The sequence below is a fragment of the Ardenticatenales bacterium genome, from assembly GCA_020634515.1.
Lineage (GTDB): Bacteria > Chloroflexota > Anaerolineae > Promineifilales > Promineifilaceae > JAGVTM01.
This window is the reverse complement of sequence record JACKBL010000011.1, coordinates 86,803-108,976: the sequence shown is the minus strand read 5'-3', so window position 1 is coordinate 108,976 and position 22,174 is coordinate 86,803. Positions and strand designations below refer to the sequence as shown.

Sequence of the window (22,174 nt, the reverse complement as noted above, 5' to 3'; positions counted from 1 at the left end):
ACAAAGCGCGGAATGTTGATGGACACCGGCCGCACGCTCACGGGGCCGGGGCCGCCGTAACCGCCGATGCTGGCCTGCCAGTCAATGGGCAGCGGACCATCGTTCATCACGGTGATGGTGGTGCTGACCACATCGCCGATTTCCATCGTTTGTTCAACGTAGTCGGGCGAGTAGCTAAACAGGGAGCCTTGCAGGGCGAAGTCTTGCGTGGTGACGGTGTCCGTGATGATGGTCACGCCGTAGACGGTTTCGGGAACGTAGTTGTCCGCTTCCGCCGTCACGTCGTAGTCGCCAACAGCCAGCGTCATGGCATAGTCGCCGCTGGCGTTGGTGTGGGTCGTACGGGAGCCGGTGCTGCCGACCGCGGTGATCGTTGCGCCATCAATGCCGGCGCCACTATCCAGGTCTGTCACCGTTCCGGAGAGCGTACCGGTGTCAACACCCGCACCGCACCAGTTAACAACGATTTGCATGACTTCCAGCCGGCCTTCCAGGAGGGAGATGGCTTCGAAGGGGAAGGCCCAGAAGGTGGTGCGGTAGACGCCGCTATCTTTGTCGAGGGCAGCGCCGTTGCTGTTGTCGCCGATGAAGCCGAGTTCGGCACCCGCGCCGGCAACAAAGATGTCAGAGTAGTCGGTAAAGGGGTAGGCGAGAGCGTAGGGGCCGAGGCCACCGAAGACGGTGCCCTGACCGGTGACGCTGGCGTAGTTGCCGGCATCATCCGTCGCCGAACCGAGACCGAGGTAGTTGGTCATGAAGGCCGTCTGGCCGCGGTCATAGTGGTAGTCCTGCGAGCTGATGAAGAGGCAGTTGCCACCGTCCAGCCAGCCGCCGAGGGCCGTTTCGCCCGCCGCGCCCGGACCGGCCGCGCCGCCAAATTCGTCACCCGTGAACCAGATGACGGTGGAGTATGGGGCCAGGTCACTTGACCCAGGTTCGTTGTCGGAGTTGTTGGTGTCCCAAATGTCGTAGACGAGGCCGAGGCTGTCAAGCGCTTCGGTGTAGTAGCTACGAACATCGGGGGAGTTGTCGTCGTCGTCCACGAGGAGAATGGGGGGGATGTCGGCGGTCTCGAAGGTGTAGGGACCGGCTTCCGCGCCATCACCGCAGACGTTGCTCGGCACCACGGTCCAGGTGTAGGTGGTGACAGGATCGAGGACAATGCCCAGCGTGTGACTGGTGTCTTCCGTGACGATGTCGTAGATGGGGGTTGGCACACCGCTTTCATAGACGCGCAGGCGATAAGTCGCGCCCTGCGCCGAAGGCGTCCAGGTGAAGGTCGGTACGAGCGGTACGCCCTGCGCATTGTCGGGCGGGTAGGTGAGGGTAGTCGCGCCGGGCGTGGCATCGTACAGGTTCAGCGTCACCATGGTGCTGTGCGTGCTGGTGGGGGCCGTACCGGTGATTTCGATGTCGTAATTGCCGGCAACAGCAGCTCCCGAACCCATCAAGTCCATTGTGCTTGTTCCGGGCGGAATCACCGGATTCGTGGTGAAGCTCTCGCTGTAACCGGCAGGAACGCCGCTGGCGGAGAGGGTTACAGGATCGGTGTACCCCTGGATCTGCCCGATGTCAATGTTGAAAGCGGTGTTGTCGGGTACGCAGATATCCTGGGATTCCGGCGTGGCGGCAATGGTGAAGTCAGGGTAGAGGCCACCACTGCAGGACGGGACGCGGAAGACGCCAATGCGCGTGTTCCACATGAAGGAGTTTTCCGTCACGTCGTGGTACTCATTGGTGTACCAGAAGGTGCACTGGTCTACCGGATCAACCGACATGGCGCTATAGTCACCCCAGCGGCCATACGGTCCCGTGTTCACGCCCGTGCCTTCCATAATAGAGGCTTCCGCCTGCATGGTTCCCAGCGGGTCGCCATATTCGTGGACGGCGTAGCGAATGGAGGGTTTGGTGACAGTGGCATCGGAGACGCTGTAGCCGAGGGCGATGTCACCGGAGCCATCCATGGCAATACTGCCCATCCAACGGTAGGAGTTGTCAGGCCAGTAGGTGCCTTCCTGGTAGAGCGCCCAGGGGTTGCCGCCTTCCTTGCGCAGCTCGAACCAGCGGATGGCGGCCTTGTCAGTCCCATCGGGGTCAACGGTGATGTTGCCAACCATGGCCTCATAGGGGCCGAGGTTGCGATATTGCAGGCGCACCATGGGCCACCAGGAGAGTGAGTCGAGGCCGACGCCAGGAGCGGGTTCGGGGATACAGTCGGGGCCAAAGAAACCGCAGACGGTGTAGTTGTAGGCGGCGATGGGGATTTCCGTGGCCAGGGTGAAGGTGGAGTTGCCCGGGTTGGCCCAGTCTACGTGGAATTCGTAAATAGCCAGGCGGTCAACCCCAGGCGGGTGGTTGGGATAGCCCGCCGAGTAGTTGGTGTAGAAGTATTCAGGCATACCGGCGGGAGGATCGAATGTGCCATCAGCGTCTGCCGGCATCAAGAAGTTTGCATACCCACCGAAAGATTGCCGCGTAGCCGGCGCGCCGACCAACATGCTGTTGCGATCAAACACGTGGGCGTAGTATTGGTTCGGGAAGCCCGTATTCGTTCCCACATAGTAGCCGTCTGTCCAGATGCCGAACTTGGGGTAGTCGGGGAAGTCGGGCATGGTGAACCCGTACAGGTAATAGGATCCAAGCGGGTCTGAAGTGGTGGAGATAGCGACGCATTCGGACAAGTTGGAGAGCGCAAACTGCGAGATCATCCAGCGGTCGGCCATATCGTCGTAAAGAACGATGGGGTCGCCGTCGTTGTCGTTTTCGCAGGCACCGCCAAATCCATCCCAAAGGGTATTGATGTCCACGGGGCCGTACAAAAGGTTGCCCGTTTTATCCCAAACGGCCATCTTGACATTGACCAATTGTACGTAGTGGTCAGGTCCAACGTCTCCCACGGTGTCGGGAGGTGTGTAAAGGTTCAGGTCGCCGATGCCTTCAAAAGTGAAGAGGGGGTCGGGCGTGAAGCCATCGTTGACACTGTTGGCTGCCAGCGGGTCCTGTATTTGGGTGTTCGCCCCGGCGATAACGGTTTCTCCGCGAGGTGCGTTGATTTCTTGGCCACCGGTTGGCTTGGTATCAGCAGCCAGAGGCAGGTCACGCAAGGGACGGCTGACGTGGGGGACGACAGGCGCGCTGACGTCAAAGGTGAGTTGACCAGCATCCACACTGTTGGTGATGCCGGCATTCAATAATTGACTACCCTTATCCGAATGCATGGCCGTAGCCCGCTGAAAGAAGATCAGGGGAACTAACAAAACCACGCTTAGCAAGAGTAGGTTTCTAAAGCGCTTCATTTTTCCCTCCGTTTGAAAGAATGCAGTAGAAAGGCCAGTAAATTGACGGCCGGGCAGCGCAAGAAAGAAAAATGGACTCCAGTGCTGCCAGAAGTCGTCAGCAAAAAGTGAGGACTATCTGGGTTCAGGAACAGCAACGAGGATGGGGTAAGGTGTTTGGTTGCAACGATTTTCGCTCTTTGCCGTGTGCTTGCCAAAACGAATACGAAACAGTGCGGGCTGACCGCCTCGTTTATGTTACGCAGTTTTTCTATTCTCACCTCCTTGCAAAAACCACGGCTACAAGTGCAACACGAACGTGATTACTGCATTGCTCTAGATGCCGATACTACCAGGGTCGCTATGCAAACAGGCTACCTGAGACGGAGATCAAACGCAAAAAGGCCCGGCGGGCAAGATCATCTGCCCTGCTCAGGCGGGAATACGCGCACACTTTTTTTACTCATCAGGTGGTTTCGTCCCCTACCCCACAAGATGCTTGCGGGTAGAGCGGCCAGCGACTTAGGAATCATGTTGAAGGAATCGTTGTGTATTGTCTGCAACGAAAACAACTGTTTTTAACCTGACAGACAACACTTACTGGCGCGAGCAAAATTAGCAGGTTGCTACATGTTATCCGGCTCTGATAACAGCCCCATAATACCACAAACAAACGACTTCTGTAAAGCATCCTACCCCCGCCGCGGCTGTTTTTTCCCTATAGTTTGCCGATTCCGTTTATCTATTTTTCTTGACTACGCGAAGTTTTGTCGCGGGAAAATGCCGGCATCATTCCCCACCACCTCCTCCCCCAAAGAAACCCCAGGCGCGGGGCGCGCCACGTAGAAAGAGACTGGAGCAGTCCGGGAGACTGCTCCAGTCTGGAAACTATTACCTGTTCAACGCCAGCGGCGCGGACTCCGGCAGCGCCCCGGCCAAAAACTGCGCCTGCCAGACGCCGTACACCCCGGAACCATCACGGCAGACGGCCCAGCCCTGCGCGCCGGAGGGACCGGTGAAGTTGCCTACGGCCAACGCCGTGCATGACGCGCCTGGATCGTAGCTGAGGATCAGGCGATGGTTGGCGGCCTGGTAGCCCCACGCTCCCTGCGCGCCCGTGCTATCCGCGAAACGACCGCCCTGGAAGAAGGAGATGTCGCGCATACTCTGGCTACCATTGGACCAGTAGAAATGGTACGACAACTGCATCACGGGGGCGACGGCCTGATAAGCGGCCAGGGCATTGATGCGCCCATAGCCATAGGTGTTGTTGGGAATCTGGTCGCCAGGGACGCCGCCGCAGTTCTGCGTGGTCGTCAGATGCAGCGCCGTGTCCGTGATGATGGCTTCCAACTGGTCCACCTGCCCGTGCAGCGTGGGGTTGGCGCTGACAAGAAGGCCCACCAATCCGGCTACGTGCGGGGAAGCCATGCTCGTGCCGCTGAAGGTAGCGTAGCCGCCGCCGGGGATGCTGGAGCGGACGCTGCTGCCGGGCGCGGAGATGTCCGGCTTGAGGCGGTTGCTGCCGTCTACGGTGACGGGGCCGCGGCTGCTGTAGCTGGCGATCACGTCGCTGCTGGTGGTCGCGCCCACAGTAAAGGAAGCATCGTAGATGGCGGCGGGGGTGTTCACACTGCTGCAGCCGGAGCCGCTGTTGCCGGCACTAACGGCGATGAAAATGCCGGCGGCGCGCACATTCTCCACCACCTGCAACATCACGTTCGGGTCCGTACAGCCTTCCGTCGTGGGGCAGCTCCAGGAGTTGCTGATCACGTCCGGGGCCATCGCCGGATCAGGATTTTGCCCGCTCAAATCCGTGGGGGCAATGAACCACTCAAAACATTCGCTGTAGGTCGAGGGCATCCCCCAGCCCTCTTCCATGTTGCGGCAGCCGATCCAGCGCGCGCCCGGGGCCATGCCGATCTGGTTGCTGCCGCCGTCATCGCCAACCATCGTGCCCATCGTGTGCGTGCCATGATTGACATCATCGCAGGGAACAGGGGAATCGAAACCGCAGGGGTTGCCGGGCGGTGTGTTCGGGTTGTTGACGTGAATGGCGTCGTGCCAACTGTAATTGTGGTCGGCGCCGCCGCCGTTGTAGCCACGGTACTGGTTGATCAGGGCGGGATGATCCCAATCGTACCCGGTATCCTGGCCGGCAATCACCGCGCCCTGGCCCGTATCGCCGGCGGCCCATACGTCTGGCGCGCCCACGAGACTGATGTTCCACTCAATGCCTTGCGGCGCGTTTTGCAGCCCTTCCATTGGCTCCACGCCGCCAAAGACGCTGGGGTTGCTATAAATGTGGGCCACGTCGTCGCGGCTGGCCAGCGCCTGCACCACGTCCGCGCCACCGCGCACCCAGATCATGTTCGCCACCCAGTAGGGGCGATAGTTGACGCCAAGACCGTCCAGCGCGGCCAGGATGGGTCCCTGGGTGGCCTGGGCGACGCGGGTCAGTTCTTGATAGACGTAGGTTCCTTTTTCCAGCTTGGTGCTGAGTTGGGCCGCGCCGCTCAGATCGGCCTGTTCTTGCAGGAAGACGAGGAACTCGGTCTGGCCGTTGGCAACTTCTTGCAGCACGGTGGAGGAGACTTTGCTTTCCCAGTTGGCGGCGGTGGCGGGGGTGGTGCGGGTAGCGAAAATGCCGGCAATTCCCACCATCAACAGGAGCAGCACAACAAATGATAAGCGTTTTGTGGACATAAGACCTCCATAAGGGGTATCTGGCGACCGGAACGGTGCCAGACAATAAGGAAGACACACGGGGAAAGCGTACCGCGACCGACCCAAACCGTTGTGAATGGACCATGCGAACGCCCGGCAATTCTATCATGCTCCCCCCCATCCATCCATTGTTTCACGCCCTTTCCGGCAAGCGCGACGCCATGGCCGCGTCTTGGCTAAGGAACGGAAATTAAAAAGAGGCCACCCCTCACGCCGCCAGCCGCAGCGCCAGCAGCAGCGCCAGCGCCAACGCCGCCAACCCTAACCCAAACAGCACCAGGCTCACCGACAGCGCCCGCGCCTTCAACTGGCGCATCCCGTCGAAAACCTGCCGCTGCTGATCCGGCAGATCAGGAGCCGCCGCATACCGCCGCGGCCAGACAACAACCAGCGCCGCCGCCAGCCCCCCCAACAGCAACACCACCCCCACCTCCAATGCCAGGCGCACAGACCAATAAGACATGTACGGGGGCAACGGATTCTCCGCCAGCGCCGCCACTGCCAGCAGCGTCCCCAACAGCGTCGTACACAGCGTGATGATCTGCCGCGCCGCCCGCTCCAGGTTATCCAGCGACTGCAGCGCCTGCGCCGCCCACCATTCCCGCAACGCCCGCTCCTCAGGAGATTCGGGCACGCCCGTAAAGATTGGCCCCGTCACCTCGTCCACGGCAAATACCTCTTGGGCAGTTCCACGATCACGTAAGCATGATCCACGGGACATTGTACACGCACGCGCACCGTCTCCGCGCCGCGATAAATCACCTGCTGCTCGCGCCCAATCTGCGCCGGGTCCACCTGCCACACATGCCCACACGCCTGGCACTTCACGTTAATCATCTCCACATCCACGCTCATACATCCTCCATCCCGTAGGGCGGGTTGCTAACCCGCCCACTGCCATACCACCACCCTGTAGCATGGGTTGTTAATCCGCTATCGCGTCACGCGGCCAGACAAAGGGCGGGTTGGCAACCCGCCCTACGCCGCGGCCGCGGCCTCGATTTGCCCGACCACATCCGCATACGCCTCCGGCACGGGGGGCCAGGCGGCCACGCCCCCTGGCCGCGCCGCGCCGCGCAGCACCCGCGCCGCCGCCCGCAAAAACGCCGCCAAATCCTGCCGCCCCACCCCCATCTCCTCATCCGCCGCCACCTGCGCCGCCACCTCCTCGACCTGCGCCGCTGCGCGGGCCGCCTCCGCCCCGTCCAGATCACCGCGCCGATAGGCCACAACCGCCTGCCCCACCTGCTGCACCAGTTGCTGCGTCACCGTCTGGCGACGCGTCACCGTCTGGCGCTGCGTCACCGTCTGGCGACGCAGCGCCGCCTGCTCCGCGGGGGAAAGCTGCTCCCACTGGCGCGCAAACGCCGCCAACTGCGCTTCCTGCTCCGGCGTCAGATCATCGGCGGCGGGCGCGGCGTCCCCACCTGATTCGGCCAGCGCCGCCCGCGCCTGCGCCAGCGCCGCGCGGTCGCTCTCCAGGTCGGGATGCCCCGTGCGCTCGTCCAGGGCCACCACTTCCTCCAGGCAGGCCACGGCTTCCGCCTGCCTGCCTGCCTGGCCATGGTAGCCCGCCAGGTTATAGAGCAGCACGCTGAGTTGCACCCAGGCATCCCGCTGCCCCGTTTCGTTTGCCAGGCGGCGCGCGTGTTGGACTGCTTCTTGCTGATGGGCGATGGATGCCGGCAGCACCCCACGTTCCTTCGCCTCATTCGCCTGCTGTACTGCTTCATGCATCCGCCCCAGCAAAATCAATTGCGCCCTCTCCGCCTCGCTCATATTGGCCAACTGCCGCAACCGGGCTTCCGCCTGAGCGCGTTCCGTTGGCGACAGTCGGGCGAGCATTGCTTCTACGTCCTCTCTCTCGCTCTTACCTCCTGCCGGCGCGCCGCCATCCACGAGAGACGTCAGCATCTGCTGCACCTGCGCCGTCTCGCGCGGCATCCCCAACTGTTGAAAAATCCGCAACGCTTCACCATACCTTGTTTTGGCTGTTTCTGTATCTCCCCTGGCCTGAGCAACCTGGCCGAGTTTCCCCGTATTAAAAGCGATTTGCGCCAGGTCTCCCAGGCTTTGGGACAGCGTCAATGCTTCCTGCACCAACTGTTCCGCGCTTTCCCAATCCTTTTTTCGCATATACAAATTGGACAACCCAGACAGCGAGGCGGCCTTGCCCTTGATGTCCCCGATTTGCTCCTTTAACTGCAGCGATTCGGTGTACAGGGCCAGGGCGCGGTCCAGGTCCCCCCGCGTCAGGTACACCTGCGCCATCATCGAAAGCGAGGCGGCCTTGCCCTTGATGTCCCCGATTTGCTCATACCCCCGCAGCGATTCGGTGTACAGGGCCAGGGCGCGGTCCAGGTCCCCCCGCGTCACCTCCAGATCGGCCATCTGGTACAGCAAGCTGCTGCGCAGGCGCATCACCTCCTCATCCGTCGCCGGCAGCGCCGCCGCCTCGTCCAGCGTCCCTTGCAGCAGTTGGTACGCCTGCTTCGCCTGTCCATAGGCGTTAAGCAGCCAGGCCACGCGCCGCAGGTGCCACAGCCGCGCCGTCCCTGTCAGGTATGCCGCCGCCGCCGGCAGGCTCTCCAGCGCCAGGCGCACCACGCGGTTCAGCCCCATATCCTGGTGAATGGTCCCATAACCATAACCCGCCAGCCAGTAGGCATAACGCGCCAGGCGCGGCGGCAGCGCCGCCCGTTCCCCCGCGGACAGCCGCGCCGCCACCGCCTGCTGCACCGCCGGCTGGAAGCGGTAGGTAGCGGGCGTGTTGTCCTTCGCAAAAAAGCCATCCACTTCCAACAGCGTGCGCGCCGTCAACGCCCGCAGCCACGCCCGTGCCCGCGTCAGCACCGCTTCCCCCGCCTCTTCCGCCCCCTCCGCCGCCATCTCCCAGGCTTCAACCGCCCCCTGGGCAAAAAACGGGTAGCCGTACAGGCTGAGGGCGCGCAGGCGCGCCTGCTGCGCCGGCGTCAGCCGCTCGTAGCTGCGGTTGAAGGCGGTGGCAAAGGTGCGGTGGTGGGGATCCACCGCCTGGTTGCTGGCCGCCGCCAACTCCGCGCCCCACGCTTGCAGAAACGCCTCCGGTGCCTCGTCGCTGGTCTCGAACTCCCCACCCAGCAAAGCCACCGCCAACGGATGCCCATCCGTAACCCGCGCCACATCCTCCGCCAGTTGCTGATAAGGTGGCTGTTCGCGCCGCCCCGCCGCCGTGGGCGCGTAGTGGAAAAAGAGTTCCGCCGCCGCCGCTATCCCCACCCCGGAGAGCGCCCGCCCTCCTTCGGGAAATAGCCGTTCCCCCGGCAACTGCGCCGGATTCTGGCGGCTGGTGAGCAGCAGCGTCCCCCCCGCCCGCGCCAGCCCCAACAAAGCGCGATGAATCGCCGCCGCTTCCTCCCGCGCCGCGCCGTCCGTCATCTCCAACGCCTGCTGCACGCTCTCGTAGTTGTCCACCAGGATCAGCCCATCCCACTCCCGCGCCGCCGCCAGCAGCGCCTCTTCCTGCCCTCGCGGTGGCAGATCCGCCTGTTCGTCCCCCGTCAGCCGTGCCAGCAGTTCGCCGCGAAAGCGGGCCGCGTCCACCTCGCCGGCGGCAAAACTGACGCCTACCGCCCCATCCGGCCAGCGCCAGCCAAACCGTTCTACAAACGCCGCCGCCAGCGCCGTTTTGCCCATCCCCCCCGTGCCCGTAATCGTCACCACGCGCGCGCCGCCCGCGTCCGCGTGCAGCAGCCGCGCCAGGTCGTATAGCTCCTGGTTGCGCCCCAGCAGCACTTGTGGGGCCTGCACTTCCAGCGGCAGGCGCACGGCGGCAGCGGCGTCCAGGCGGCGCAAATCCGCCCGCCCCGCCGCCAGCGTCAGCGGCGCCGTCCCCCCCCGCCGCGCATACAGCACGGGCAGCCCCGCCATCTGCGGATGGTCCAGCAACGCCTGCCGCGCCTGCCGCACCGCCGTCGCCAGGTCCCACCCCTGCAGCAGCGCCTCATACAGCGCCGCCGCCAGATCGTCGCTCAACGGGTCCGCGAATGACCCTTGCATACCGATGGCCGCGGGCAGGCCGTTGTGTACCAGGGCGCGGGTCAGGTTCGCCTGTCCTTCAGCGGTGACGCAGGCGCTGAGCAGCACCAGGCGCACGCTGCCCATCGCGGCAAACGCGGACAGGTCTTTGCCCGTCAGGTACGCCGTCTTGCCATTGTCATCCTCCAGCAGCAGGCGCGCCAGGGGGCCGTTGGGCGTCTCGATCACCTGGCCGTGGCAGGAGAGATGCAACCAGGTGGCTTGCGGGCGCGCCAGCGCGCGGCGCAGCGCCTGGCGCGTGGGGGGGATGCGATAAGCGGTCACCTGTTTGTTGCTTTCCCGCAGCGTGCGCCGCAGTTGGCGCATCTCGCGGTCAAGCTGCAAGCGATAGCCGTCGCCCGCCCGCCCCCGTTCATCCACCAGCGGGTCCGCACCCAAAGCCACCAGTTGCAGACCATCCCCCGCGCCGCTTTCCAGCGGCGGCGCGTCCGCGTCCACCAGCCGCAGCCAGTCGTGGAGGCAGGCCAGCAGTTGGCCGTTCGGCAGGCAGGCAAACTCCCAGGGCACGCGGTCGGCGGGGTCAGAGGGGGGAATGTCCAGGATGATGCGCCCCCCGTTCTGAGGCAGCAATGCCAGCAGGGCGGGTCCGCCCAATGCCGCCAGCAGATGCGCCCCCGCTTCGCGCAGGTCCCCCTGCGCCGCGGGCAGTGCGGGCAGTGCGTCCACGGGCGTCGTCGCCAAAATCGTCTCTTCGTGTTGCACGCTGACGCGCCCCGCGCGCGTCGTCAAGGTAAGGGTAACAGACATATGCGCTCCAAAATGACCACCACTAATAACGGCCTGGACTCTGGCGTTTTTGGCGTGGAGGCTTCAGCCGGTCCACATATGGGGGTTGACCCGGCTAAAGCCTCGACTCCGATCACCCTATGTTGACCCGGCTAAAGCCTCGACTCCGATCACCCTATGACCCGGCTAAAGCCTCGACTCCAATCACCCTACGTGGAATTCGCCAAACTCCAGTAACGGCTTATCGTCCAAAGCGGTATACACCCACCCATTATACACCAGGGAACAGGAAACTTGATGCCCAGAAACCCGATTTTTCAAAAAAATCGGGTTTCTACGCGCCTCTCTTACACAACTTGCACCATTCCTCCACAGCTTCTCCATAATCCCCGCCTAGAATCAGGTGAGTGGCGAGGGGCGAGGGGCGAGGGGCGAGGGGCGAGGGGCGAGGGGCAAGTGGCGAGGGGCGAGGGGCGAGGGGCAAGGGGCGAGGGGCGAGGGGCGAGGGGCGAGTTCACTCGCAAACTCGCAGACTCGCAAACTCGCAAACTCGCAAACTCGCAGACTCGCAAACTCGCAAACTCGCAAACTCGCAAACTCGCAAACTCGCAGACTCGCAAACTCGCAAACTCACAAACTCGCAAACTCGCAGACTCGCAAACTCTAAACAGGAGAAATGTGGATGAAGAAAAGAACTGTTTTTGGGCTCGTGGGCGCGGCGATTGTTGTGGTCGGCGTGCTGCTGTACGCCGCGCGGCAGGGGGGCATTGACGCCCAGGGCGGCGCTTTGCCGGACGGCGAAATCGTCACCGTGACCACGGGGAACCTCTCCGCCAGCGCCAACGCCACCGGGCACATCGCGGCGCGCACCGCGGCCAACCTGTCACTGTCCGCCCCCGGTCTGGTGGCGAGCGTTCCCGTGCGCGTCGGCGACACCGTACACGCCGGGGACGCATTGGTGACACTGGACACCACCGACCTGGCGCTAAACGTCGCGGCGGCGGAACAGAACCTGCGTATTCAGGAAGCCAACCTGGCGGCGCTGCAAGAACCCGCCGCCGCCGCGGACATCGCCGCCGCCAACGCGAACCTGGCCAGCGCCCAGGCCAACCTGGATGATTTGCGCGCCGGGGCCGGGGCGGAAGAGATCGCCGCCGCGCAGGCCAGCGTGCAAGCGGCGCAGGCTAACGTGTGGGGCGCGTCTAGCAACTTGAGCCAGGCGCAAGAGAGCGTCACCCAGGCGCAAATCGCCGCCGCGCAAGCGCAGTTGGCGCAGGCGCAGGCAACGCAAAAGAGCGCCCAGATCGCCTACGACCAGAACCCCAGCAGCGGCAATCAGAGCGCCCTGACGGCGGCTAATGACAATGTGGCCGTGGCGCAAGCGGCACTGGACGAGCTGCTGCAAGGCCCCAACACGGATGCCGTCAACGGGGCGCAAGCGAACGTGGCAAACGCCGTAGCGCAGCAGGACGCGGCCCAGGCCGGCCTGGACCAACTTCTCGCCGGCGCGACCGGCGCGCAGATCGCCGCCGCCGAGGCGCAGGTGGCGCAGGCGCAGGCCAGCCTGGACTCGCTAAACAGTGGCCCGACGACGGAACAGGTGCAGGTGGCGGAGGCGCAGGTGGCGCAGGCGCGCCTGAACCTGGAAGCGGCGCAAGAAGCGCTGGCGCAGGCCACGCTCATGGCCCCGTTCGATGGCGTCATCACCGCCGTTTACGTCACGGAGGGGGAGTTTGCCTCCGGGCGAGCGGTGAGCATGGCGGCCACCGGCGGCATGGAACTGATCCTCAGCGTGGATGAGGTAGATGTGGGCGACCTGCGCGTGGGGCAGCCGGCCATCATCACGCTGGAAACGTGGCCGGACACGCGCATCGACAGCGAGATCACGGCTATCGCCCCCAACGCCGCGCCTTCCAACACGGGATTAGTAGCGTATGACGTCCACGTGAGCCTGGGGCAAACGGATTTGCCCGCGCGCCTGGGCATGACGGCCAACGCCAACCTGATCACGGCCAACCGGGAAAACGTGCTGCTGGTCCCCAACCGCGCCATTCGCGCCGACCGCCAGGCAAACAAGTATTACGTGAACCTGGTGGTGGGGGAAACGACGCAGGAGATGGAAGTGACCATTGGCCTGCGCGATAACGAGTACACGCAGATTACGAGCGGCCTGGCGGTCGGGGATCGCCTCTTTATCGGGATCACGGAGACGCCGACTCCGCAATTTGGCCCACCATTTGGTGGAAATTAAGCGACCGTCCAAAACCCTTTTTAGATTGGTTCAATCTCCAAGAATGAACCAATCTTGCAGAGAAGCACAACATGAGTAAGCATAAGAAGCAAAGCAAGATGTGGTGGGGAATGGCGGCGATTTTGATGGTTGCCGGCATTTTTATCACCACAGCATGTCAGGCGCGCACTACGGAAACTGCCCAGACGGGCGACATCGTCACCGTGACCGTTGGCGACCTGGCGGCCAACGCCACGGCCAGTGGCCAACTCGCGCCGCAGCGTCAGGCGGACCTCTCCCTGGCGACCGGCGGGCGCGTCACCGCCGTCCACGTCCAGGTGGGAGACAGCGTGCAGGCAGGCGACATTCTCGTTCAGGTGGACACCAGCAGCCTGGAACGAGCCGTCGCCAATGCGGAACAGACCCTGGCCATCCAGATGGCGAACCTGGCGCAACTCCAGGCGGGACCATCGGCGGCGGACATCGCCGCGGCGCAAGCCAGCGTCATCAGCGCCCAGGCCAATCTGGACAACCTGCGCGCCGGCCCCACCAGCACGGACATTGCCGCCGCCGAAGCGAACGTGCGCGCGGCGCAGGCGCAGGTGTGGGCGGCGGCGGCGCAGCGGGACCAGGCGCAGACGGGCGCGGCGCAGGCGGACATCCTCTCCGCGCAAAGCAATCTGGATGCGGCGCGGCAGCAGCGAGACTCCCTCCAGGATGCCTACGACCGGGCGCTGCAATGTTTCGACACACCCGGCGGGCAGATTTGCCCCGGCCTGGGACCGACGGAAGAGCAACTACGCTATTCGCTGGCAGCGGCGGAAGCGCAGCTTGCCGCGGCACAGGCGCAGTATGATGCCCTGGCGGGGGGCGCGGACGCCAACGTGGTGAACGGCGCGCAGGCGAGCGTGAGCGCCGCCGCCGCGAATCTGGAAGCGGCGCAGGCGCGACTGGCACAGGCAAAAAGGGGTCCGTCGGAGGCGCAAATCGCCGGCGCCGAGGCGCAGTTGGCGCAGGCCCAGGCCAGTCTGGACAAACTGATGACGGGCGCGAGTGCGTCGCAGATGACGATTGCCGCGGCGCAGGTGGAACAGGCGCGTATTTCTTTGCGGCGGGCGCAAAGTGATCTGGAAAAAGCGACGTTGACGGCTCCGTTTGCCGGCATTATCACCGCCGTGAACGTCGCGCCAGGAGAGACCGCCGCCGGCCCCGTTGTCAGCCTGATGGACAGCGGCAGCCTGGAAGTCGTGCTGCGCGTGGACGAAGTCGATCTGGCGAACCTGTCCGTGGGACAACCCGCCCAGGTGACGCTGGAAAGCTTCCCCACCACGCCCATTGATGGCGAGATCGTCAGCATTGCGCCACAAAACACGGCGGGCGTGGATACGGGATTGGTGACCTATGAAGTGAACTTGCGCCTGGGCGCAACAGACCTGCCGCTGCGGGCCAGCATGACGGCCAACGCCGACCTGGTCACCGCCTCACGCCAGGGCGTGCTGCTGCTGCCCAACCGGGCCATCATCGCCGACCGGCAGGCGGGTCGCTTCTACGTGAACAAAGTGACCACGGACGCAGATGGCCGCCAGACCACCGAACAGGTAGAAGTGACCATTGGTTTGCGCGACGGGCAAAACACGGAAATCAAGAGCGGTTTGGCCGAAGGAGAACAGGTATTGATCGGCAATTCGCTCCCGATCAGTTCCCCATTCGAGGGCGGACCTCCTGGAGGCAACGGATGATTATCCTGGAAGGCATCACCAAAGCGTATCAGATGGGTACGCAGACCGTCCACGCCCTGCGCGGCGTAGACCTGACGATTGAGCCGGGCGAATATGTCGCCATCATGGGGCCGTCCGGCTCCGGCAAAAGCACGTTGATGAACATCATCGGCTGCCTGGATTTGCCCAGCAGCGGCATTTACAAATTAGATGGCATTGACGTGAGCCACATGAGCGACGACGAGCAGGCACGCATTCGCAACAAGCGCGTGGGCTTTGTGTTCCAGCAGTTCAACCTGCTGCCGCGCACAACGGCGCTGAAGCAGGTGGCGCTGCCCTTGATGTATGCCGGATACGGCCGCGGCGAACGGATGGCGCGGGCGCAAGAGGCGCTGGCGGCGGTGGGGCTGGCGGAGCGGATGGACCACAAACCAGATGAGCTTTCGGGCGGCCAGCAGCAGCGCGTGGCCATTGCGCGCGCCCTGGCGACGGAACCGAGCATTATCCTGGCGGACGAGCCGACGGGCGCGTTGGACACGCTCACAGGCGAGGAGATTTTGCGTATTTTCGAGACCCTGTATGAGCAGGGGATTACGGTCATTGTGGTGACGCACGACCCGGAAGTAGCCGAACGCACCCGTCGCACCATTTACCTGCGGGATGGCCTGGTGGTGAGCGACGAGAGACAACCTGGTAAAAACCCGGTTTTGGATAAAAACCGGGTTTTGGGAGAGGGCGATGAATTTGAGTGAGAGTTTTTTGACGGCGATGGACAGTTTGTTGTCGAATAAGTTGCGCGCTGTGTTGACGATGCTGGGGGTGATCATTGGCGTGGCCGCCGTGATCGGGCTGATGGCGATTGGCAATGGCGTGAATGAGTCCATTACGGGCGAGATTCAGTCAATTGGCACCAATCTGATCTCCATCTCCACGGACGCGGAAAACAGCGGTGGCTATCCGGCGTTGAGCAATGATGACGTGACGGCGCTGGCGGACCCGCTGAACGCGCCGGCAATAACGGCGGTGGCGGCGATGAGCAGCGGCGCGCAAAACGTGATTTTCGGCGGGGCGTCGAAGCGCGCCACGGTCACGGGGATCACGGCGAATTATCTGGAAGTGACGAACCTGCTAGACTTTGCCAGCGGCGATGGCCTGACACAAAATGACCTGGACACGAGCGCGCGGGTGGCCGTTTTGGGCAGCCAGACGGCGCAGGATCTGTTTGGCGATGCCTTCCCCGTGGGGGAATCGGTGAAAATCAACGGCGTTAGCTATGAAGTGGTGGGCGTGCTGAATGCGCAAGGGCAGGGGTTCCTGACGAATCCGGATGATACGGTGTATATTCCGCTGACGACGGCGCAATCGCGCCTCTACCCGGCGCGCACGCGCAATGGGGGGCGGGCGGTGAACCAGATTATCGCGCAGGCGGCCAGCGAGGAGGAGACGGACGCGGCGGTGGAACAGATTACGGCGGTGCTGCGGGAGCAGCACGGAATCGCCTATGCGGATGAGGATGATTTCCGCATTTTCAGCCAGACGGATTTGTTGCAGACGTTTAACACGATTACGGGGACATTGACGGCGTTTTTGGGGGCGATTGCCGGCATTTCCCTCGTCGTCGGCGGCATTGGCATCATGAACATCATGCTCGTCAGCGTCACCGAACGCACGCGCGAGATCGGCATCCGCAAAGCCGTCGGCGCGCTAAAGCGGGACATCCTGATGCAATTTCTCCTGGAATCCACCCTGCTTAGCCTCCTCGGCGGCGTGTTTGGCATTTTGTTGGGGTGGACGATTGCCACCATTGCCGGCAACGCCCTCGACCTCACCGCCATCATAGACACCCCCACCGTCCTCATGGCCACCAGCTTCGCCGCCGCCGTCGGCCTCATCTTCGGCATCTACCCCGCCTGGCGCGCCTCCGGCCTGCGCCCCATCGAAGCGTTGCGGTATGAATAATGGGAAGTGGCGGGTGAATGGTTTTCAGTTGACTGTTGGCTGTTATCGGTCGCGCGTTCATCCGGGGACGTGAGAAGTTCCTTAATTGATGCTCGTCTGGCGTGAGCCGCCCTCCTGGCTACGCGACAACTTGACTACAATAGCAACCTGCTTGTTGCCAAATGACGACCATTAACCTAATACGTCATAACCACTTTCCGAGGAACCACTGATGCAAAACAAGAAATTGATCGCCGGAATTGTCGCGCTGCTTATCATCATCCTGGGTGGCGTCCTGATTTATAACTACGTGCTGAGTGAGCCGGAAGCCGCCAGCGGCCCCATTGAGGCAGTCCCTCTGGAGCTGAACACGCCTGCGCCGCAACCGACGACTGCGCCCAGCGACCCCCTCCCCACGGAAGCCGCGCCGACGGAAGTGCCGCCCACAGCCGCCGCCGAGACGGCCACGGAGGCGCCAACGCCGACGGATGTGCCGCCGACGGATACCCCCGCGCCCACGGCAACCCCCGTCACGCCCATTCTTTACGAAATAAGCCAGACGGATTCACGGGTGACATTTACGCTGCAAGAGGACCTGGCCGGTGTCCGCACCACGGTTGTGGGCACGACGGACCAGGTGGCGGGGCAAATTGCCGTCAACGTGGCGGATCTGACGACGGCCCAGGTGGGCGTGATCACGATCAATGCGCGCACCCTGCTCACGGACAACAACTTCCGCAACAACGCCATCCGCAACCGCATCCTGAACACCGATCAATTCGAGTTCATCACCTTCACCCCGACGCAAGTTGTCGGGCTACCCGCCAGCGTTGCCGCGGGTGAGGCGGTAACGTTCCAGATCGTGGGCAACCTGACCATCCGGGACATCACCAATGAGGTGACGTTTGAGGTGACGGCGACGGCCACATCGGATACGCAAATTGCCGGCACGGCCACCGCCATCGTCACCCGCTCCGCCTACGAACTGGTCATTCCCAGCGTCCCCGATGTGGCAAACGTTACAGATGAAGTACAATTAACGATTGATTTTGTCGCCGTCTCCGGGTAAAGAGACCTTATCGCGGGAATCACAAAACCCATGGGTGCGACGCACGGCAAACGTGCGTCGCGCCTTGTTTTTCGCCATGAAGTACTTCTACGAGCTATCTCGGCAAGGCAAGATTCGTCGCCTCTATCAGTTGGCCTGGCTCGCGTTGGAAGCATACGGCCTGAACGTATCCGCCGTGCGGCTGCTCACCAACGACTACAATACCATTTTCCGCGTTGACGCTCGTGACGGGCAGCGATACGCGCTGCGGATCAACAAACCGGGCACACGCACCGCGCTGCAAATTCAGTCGGAAATGGCCTGGCTGATGGCGCTGCGGCAAGATACGGACCTGCTGGTTCCCGCGCCGCTGATGACGACGGCGGGCGCGTGGGTGGTGACGCTGGATCCGCCGGACATGCTGGAGGCGCGCCACTGCGCCGCTTTTGCCTGGCTGGAGGGGCGCATCATTGGCAACCATCTATCCCGCATGACGCTCTACAAAGCGGGAATGCTCATGGCTCAACTGCACAACCACGCGGACCGCTTCTCACCACCGCCCGTTTTCTGCGACACGCGACTGGATCAGGTATGGCCGTTTGGCAAGCCACATGGCGTGGAAGAGGATGTGGACGTTTTTCCGCCGCGGCTGCGGAGACTGGTGCAGCAGGCCGCCACGCGCGTGGAAAGATTGATGGATGAACTCTACGCCGATCCAATGGGATTACGTTTTTTGCACCTGGACCTGCATACGGGCAACATCGTCCAGCACCAGGGGCGGCTGGGTGTGCTGGATTTCGACGACAGCCGTTGGGCATATGGGGTGCAGGACATCGGCATTGCCCTCTACTACCTGCTGGACGACCCGGATTACGTGGCGCTGCGGCGCAGCTTTTTGCAGGGCTACGCGCAAGTGCGCCCATTGCCGGAGATGTATCCGGGGCAGCTTGACAGCGCCATCATGGCGCGGCAGTTGGATTTGCTGAGTTTCGTCTTGCAGGATGAGCCGGACATTGATGAAGATATGTTGGTCTGGTTCGAGCAAGTGGAGGAGCGGCTGGAGTTGTTGTTTGCCGGCGCGGCGAGACGGGAACGGGGGGAATGGTGATGTCGCCGGAAAGAAAAAAGGGCCTCTGGCGGCGGCGAATCTTCTGGTTGGGCGCGGCGGCGGTTGTTTTTCCCTTTGTTTGGTGGGCCTCGGTGCAGAACTGGTATGGTCGCCAGTTGTATCCGGCGACAGCCGCCCCCACCCAGCGGGTGGCGATTGTGTTTGGCGCGCGCGTCTACGGCAATGGCCGCCTGAGCGCCATGCTGCGGGATCGTGTGGAGACGGCGGTGGTGTTGTATCATGCCGGCATTGTGCAGAAAATCCTGGTCAGCGGGGACAACAGCACCCTATCATACAATGAGCCGCAAGAAATGATGGCCTACGCCATCGCCCGCGGCGTACCCGCGGCGGACATTCAGCCGGACTACGGCGGCAGGCGCACCTACGATACCTGCTACCGCGCCCGCGCCATTTTCCAGGTACAATCCGCCCTACTGGTGACGCAAGCGTTCCACTTACCCCGCGCCCTGTTTACCTGCCGGCGGCTGGGTGTGCAAGCAGAAGGCGTCATCGCCGACCGCCGCGACTACAGCGAAATCAGCCTGCGCTGGTCCACCAGCCGCGAGATACCCGCCACCCTGCTGGCTTTGTGGGACGTTGTCTGGCGGCGTCCCGCTGCCGTTCTGGGCGACCCTATCCCGATAGATTGAGGCGCGGCGCGCAACAGCGTGCATCGCGCCGCGCCCGCATTGCCAAATGATCCCTTCCCCACCGCTGCTGCGTATCGCTTGCCTGCTGGCCGGCCTCTGGCTGCTGGCGCTGACCGGCTGCCGCGCAGAGGGCGTGGCGGAGCCAACCACGGATTTGACGGTTTTCGCCGCCGCGTCGCTGACGGATGCGTTCACCGATGTGGCGGCGCGGTTCGAGGCGGCTCATCCGGGCGCGCGCGTGACGCTCAACTTCGCCGGCTCGCAGCAGTTGGCGCAGCAGATCGCCCAGGGCGCGCCGGGAGATGTGTTTGCCAGCGCCAATGAAGCGCAGATGGCGGCGGCCATCACCAACGGGCGGGTTGATGCGGACGCGCCGCGCCCGTTTGCGCGGAACCGGCTGGCGGTGATTATCCCTGAGGATAATCCGGCGGGGTTGCACATGCTGGCGGACCTGGGGCGCGCGGGCGTGAAGGTGATCCTGGCGGCTCCCGGAGTGCCCGCGGGTCGTTATGCGCGCGATTTTTTGGCGCGGGCAAGCGAGGAGGGGGCGCTGGGGGCGGATTTTGCGGCGGCGGTGATGAGGAACGTGGTTTCGTATGAGCAGAATGTGCGGGTGGTGTTGACGAAGGTGGCGTTGGGGGAGGCAGATGCCGGCATTGTCTACGCCAGCGACACCCATAACAGCCCCGAACCCGTCAACCTCCTCCCCATCCCCAACGCCCTGAACCCAATCGCCAGCTACCCCGTCGCCCCCCTCAACGACAGCCCACATCCCCAGTTGGCCGCGGCCTTCATTGCTTATCTGCTCTCGCCCGTCGGGCAAGCCGTGCTGGGGCAATACGGCTTTCTCCCCCCCACAACCACCGTCCCATGAGCGCCCGCCATTCACCATCACCGCCGCCCCAGCCGCCCCGCTTTGGTTGGACCCTCAGCCTGCCGCTGTTGATTTTTCTGGCGCTGCCGCTGCTGGCCCTCATCTGGCGCAGTTCGCCGCAACAGGTGGCTCTCAACCTGGGGCGCGTGGCGGTGCAGCAGGCGATCTTCATCAGCCTGATCACGAGCACCGTCTCCACGGGGCTGGTAATCCTCACGGGGACGCCTGTGGCTTATTTGATGGCGCGGCGGCAGTTTCGCGGGAGGCGGGCCGTGGATACGTTGATTGATCTGCCCACGGTGCTGCCGCCGGCGGTGGCGGGCGTGGCGTTGTTGATGGCGTTTGGGCGGCGGGGAATTGCCGGCACTTTCCTGAACACCCTCGGCCTGAACATCGCCTTCACGCCCATAGCCGTGGTCATGGCGCAAATGTTCATTGCCGCCCCTCTGTACATCAAATCCGCCATCGTCGGTTTTAGCGGCGTGGAACCGGAGATGGAGCAGGCCGCGGGGTTGGACGGGGCCAGCAATTGGCGCGTCTTCTGGCACATCACCGTTCCTCTGTCGCGGGCGGCGCTGCTCAATGGGGCCGTTCTCACCTGGGCGCGGGCCTTGGGAGAGTTTGGGGCGACGATTATTTTTGCCGGCAATTTTCCCGGACGCACGCAAACCATGCCCCTGGCGATTTACATTGGGTTCGAGTTGGAGCTTAATGTCGCCCTCACCCTTTCCGTTATCCTATTGGGGCTTTCTTTTCTCGTCCTTATTCTCGCCCGCCTTTTCTGGCAGCGAGAAGCGGCCTAGCGCGAGGCGTCGCCTGGGGACGAATTACCCGTTTCGCCCGCTTGGGGCGCATCCGTTAATGAAGGCTTCGCTCGGGCATTGACGGATGCGCTTGAAGGGTTCTTATGTATTGGAAAGTCCAACGTTAATTCCGAGCGAACCCGTGGGATACAATAGCACTTGGATGAGGGCGGCCGTGCCTGATGCGCGGCGCATTTTATTGGGGATACGGCTATGCTGAAACAACGCATTCTGGTTGTAGATGATGACCGCGAGATTGTGCGGCTGCTGCGTGGCTACCTGACCCAGTCTGGTTTTGAGGTGTTCACGGCGACCAATGGCGAGACGGCGCTGCATACGCTGCGGCGGGAGAAGCCGGACATGCTGCTGCTGGACTTGATGCTGCCAGATCGGGATGGCTGGGACCTGACGCGCCTGATTCGCGGTGACAGCAGCCTGGCGGCGACACCCATCATTATGATTACGGCGCGCGTGGAGGACACGGACAAGATTTTGGGGTTGGAGCTGGGGGCGGATGATTACATCACGAAGCCTTTTAACCCGCGCGAGGTGGTGGCGCGGGTGCGGGCGCTGTTGCGGCGCGCGCAGGCGGGTGGACACACGCCGCCGCAGGTGCTGCAACTGGCGGGGCTGCGCATGGATGTGGGACAGCGCCTGGTGACGGTAGATGGGACGGCGGTGGACCTGACGCCGACGGAGTTCGATATTTTGCGGCTGCTGCTGGAGAATCCGGGGTATGCGTTTACACGGGGGGAGTTGATCGGGCAGGGGATGGGGTATGAATATGCCGGCATGGAACGCACCCTCGACAGCCACATCAAAAACCTGCGCCGCAAAATCGAACCCGACCCCAAAGAACCGCGCTATATTCAAACCGTCTATGGCATTGGCTACAAATTGGTGGGAAAATAGGCGTCAGTTTTCAGTTAATCAATCCCCAGGGGGGTAGCCCACTGTGTCACGAATTGGCCCCATAGAATTGCGGGCGTATTATGCCGGC

General features: G+C 63.1%; 15 protein-coding genes. 10 read left to right on the top strand and 5 right to left on the bottom strand.

All coding sequences use genetic code 11. The annotated features are described in order from the left end of the window. The 5 genes from H6650_22170 to H6650_22150 form a co-directional block, all read right to left on the bottom strand. Window positions 1-3,296: carboxypeptidase regulatory-like domain-containing protein (locus H6650_22170; protein MCB8954720.1), on the bottom strand; the 3,296-nt coding region annotated here is incomplete at its 3' end. Window positions 3,297-4,166: 870 nt separating this feature from the next. Continuing rightward, entirely contained in the window at window positions 4,167-5,981 is a 1,815-nt protein-coding gene (locus tag H6650_22165) for a S8 family serine peptidase (protein ID MCB8954719.1), read from the bottom strand. 229 nt (window positions 5,982-6,210) lie between these two features. Continuing rightward, complete coding sequence (locus H6650_22160) at window positions 6,211-6,669, bottom strand: hypothetical protein (GenBank protein ID MCB8954718.1); 459 nt, start codon at window positions 6,667-6,669, stop codon at window positions 6,211-6,213. Then, window positions 6,657-6,857 carry a hypothetical protein gene (locus H6650_22155; GenBank protein ID MCB8954717.1) on the bottom strand — a complete coding sequence of 67 codons (201 nt, stop codon included), beginning with the start codon at window positions 6,855-6,857 and terminating at the stop codon, window positions 6,657-6,659. Before H6650_22155 ends, H6650_22160 begins: the two co-directional genes overlap by 13 nt. A 123-nt stretch (window positions 6,858-6,980) precedes the next feature. Next, window positions 6,981-10,826, bottom strand: coding sequence for a CHAT domain-containing protein (locus H6650_22150; protein MCB8954716.1), 3,846 nt, complete (start codon window positions 10,824-10,826; stop codon window positions 6,981-6,983). A 661-nt stretch (window positions 10,827-11,487) separates the two neighbouring features. Between H6650_22150 and H6650_22145 the strand changes: the two genes are divergently transcribed. From H6650_22145 to H6650_22100, 10 genes are all read left to right on the top strand, one after another. Then, entirely contained in the window at window positions 11,488-13,056 is a 1,569-nt protein-coding gene (locus H6650_22145; GenBank protein MCB8954715.1) for a biotin/lipoyl-binding protein, read from the top strand. Window positions 13,057-13,127: 71 nt separating this feature from the next. Further along, a complete protein-coding gene (locus tag H6650_22140; GenBank protein ID MCB8954714.1) occupies window positions 13,128-14,774 on the top strand; it encodes an efflux RND transporter periplasmic adaptor subunit in 1,647 nt (548 codons plus the stop codon). Beyond that, complete coding sequence (locus H6650_22135) at window positions 14,771-15,505, top strand: ABC transporter ATP-binding protein (protein MCB8954713.1); 735 nt, start codon at window positions 14,771-14,773, stop codon at window positions 15,503-15,505. The genes H6650_22140 and H6650_22135 overlap by 4 nt, the downstream gene beginning before the upstream one ends. Continuing rightward, window positions 15,492-16,712: an ABC transporter permease gene (locus H6650_22130; protein MCB8954712.1), complete on the top strand. Its 1,221-nt coding sequence runs from the start codon at window positions 15,492-15,494 to the stop codon at window positions 16,710-16,712. Before H6650_22135 ends, H6650_22130 begins: the two co-directional genes overlap by 14 nt. 211 nt (window positions 16,713-16,923) lie before the next feature. Then, complete coding sequence (locus H6650_22125; protein MCB8954711.1) at window positions 16,924-17,760, top strand: YceI family protein; 837 nt, start codon at window positions 16,924-16,926, stop codon at window positions 17,758-17,760. A 34-nt stretch (window positions 17,761-17,794) separates the two neighbouring features. After that, window positions 17,795-18,847 carry a phosphotransferase gene (locus H6650_22120; protein MCB8954710.1) on the top strand — a complete coding sequence of 351 codons (1,053 nt, stop codon included), beginning with the start codon at window positions 17,795-17,797 and terminating at the stop codon, window positions 18,845-18,847. Next, on the top strand, window positions 18,847-19,497 hold the full coding sequence (locus H6650_22115) for a YdcF family protein (protein MCB8954709.1): 651 nt from the start codon (window positions 18,847-18,849) through the stop codon (window positions 19,495-19,497). Before H6650_22120 ends, H6650_22115 begins: the two co-directional genes overlap by 1 nt. A gap of 46 nt (window positions 19,498-19,543) precedes the next feature. Continuing rightward, window positions 19,544-20,371 carry a molybdate ABC transporter substrate-binding protein gene (gene modA, locus H6650_22110; protein MCB8954708.1) on the top strand — a complete coding sequence of 276 codons (828 nt, stop codon included), beginning with the start codon at window positions 19,544-19,546 and terminating at the stop codon, window positions 20,369-20,371. Next, a complete protein-coding gene (gene modB, locus H6650_22105; GenBank protein ID MCB8954707.1) occupies window positions 20,368-21,174 on the top strand; it encodes a molybdate ABC transporter permease subunit in 807 nt (268 codons plus the stop codon). Before modA ends, modB begins: the two co-directional genes overlap by 4 nt. Window positions 21,175-21,390: 216 nt before the next feature. Further along, on the top strand, window positions 21,391-22,086 hold the full coding sequence (locus H6650_22100; GenBank protein ID MCB8954706.1) for a response regulator transcription factor: 696 nt from the start codon (window positions 21,391-21,393) through the stop codon (window positions 22,084-22,086). Window positions 22,087-22,174: the final 88 nt, after the last annotated feature.

Bases quoted from the DNA above. Each gene is read 5' to 3' on its own strand.
- H6650_22165 (MCB8954719.1), bottom strand. From the start codon at position 5,981: ATGTCCACAAAACGCTTATCATTTGTTGTGCTGCTCCTGTTGATGGTG.
- H6650_22155 (MCB8954717.1), bottom strand. From the start codon at position 6,857: ATGAGCGTGGATGTGGAGATGATTAACGTGAAGTGCCAGGCGTGTGGG.
- H6650_22150 (MCB8954716.1), bottom strand. From the start codon at position 10,826: ATGTCTGTTACCCTTACCTTGACGACGCGCGCGGGGCGCGTCAGCGTG.
- H6650_22145 (MCB8954715.1), top strand. From the start codon at position 11,488: ATGAAGAAAAGAACTGTTTTTGGGCTCGTGGGCGCGGCGATTGTTGTG.
- H6650_22140 (MCB8954714.1), top strand. From the start codon at position 13,128: ATGAGTAAGCATAAGAAGCAAAGCAAGATGTGGTGGGGAATGGCGGCG.
- H6650_22135 (MCB8954713.1), top strand. From the start codon at position 14,771: ATGATTATCCTGGAAGGCATCACCAAAGCGTATCAGATGGGTACGCAG.
- H6650_22130 (MCB8954712.1), top strand. From the start codon at position 15,492: ATGAATTTGAGTGAGAGTTTTTTGACGGCGATGGACAGTTTGTTGTCG.
- H6650_22125 (MCB8954711.1), top strand. From the start codon at position 16,924: ATGCAAAACAAGAAATTGATCGCCGGAATTGTCGCGCTGCTTATCATC.
- H6650_22115 (MCB8954709.1), top strand. From the start codon at position 18,847: ATGTCGCCGGAAAGAAAAAAGGGCCTCTGGCGGCGGCGAATCTTCTGG.
- modA (MCB8954708.1), top strand. From the start codon at position 19,544: ATGATCCCTTCCCCACCGCTGCTGCGTATCGCTTGCCTGCTGGCCGGC.
- modB (MCB8954707.1), top strand. From the start codon at position 20,368: ATGAGCGCCCGCCATTCACCATCACCGCCGCCCCAGCCGCCCCGCTTT.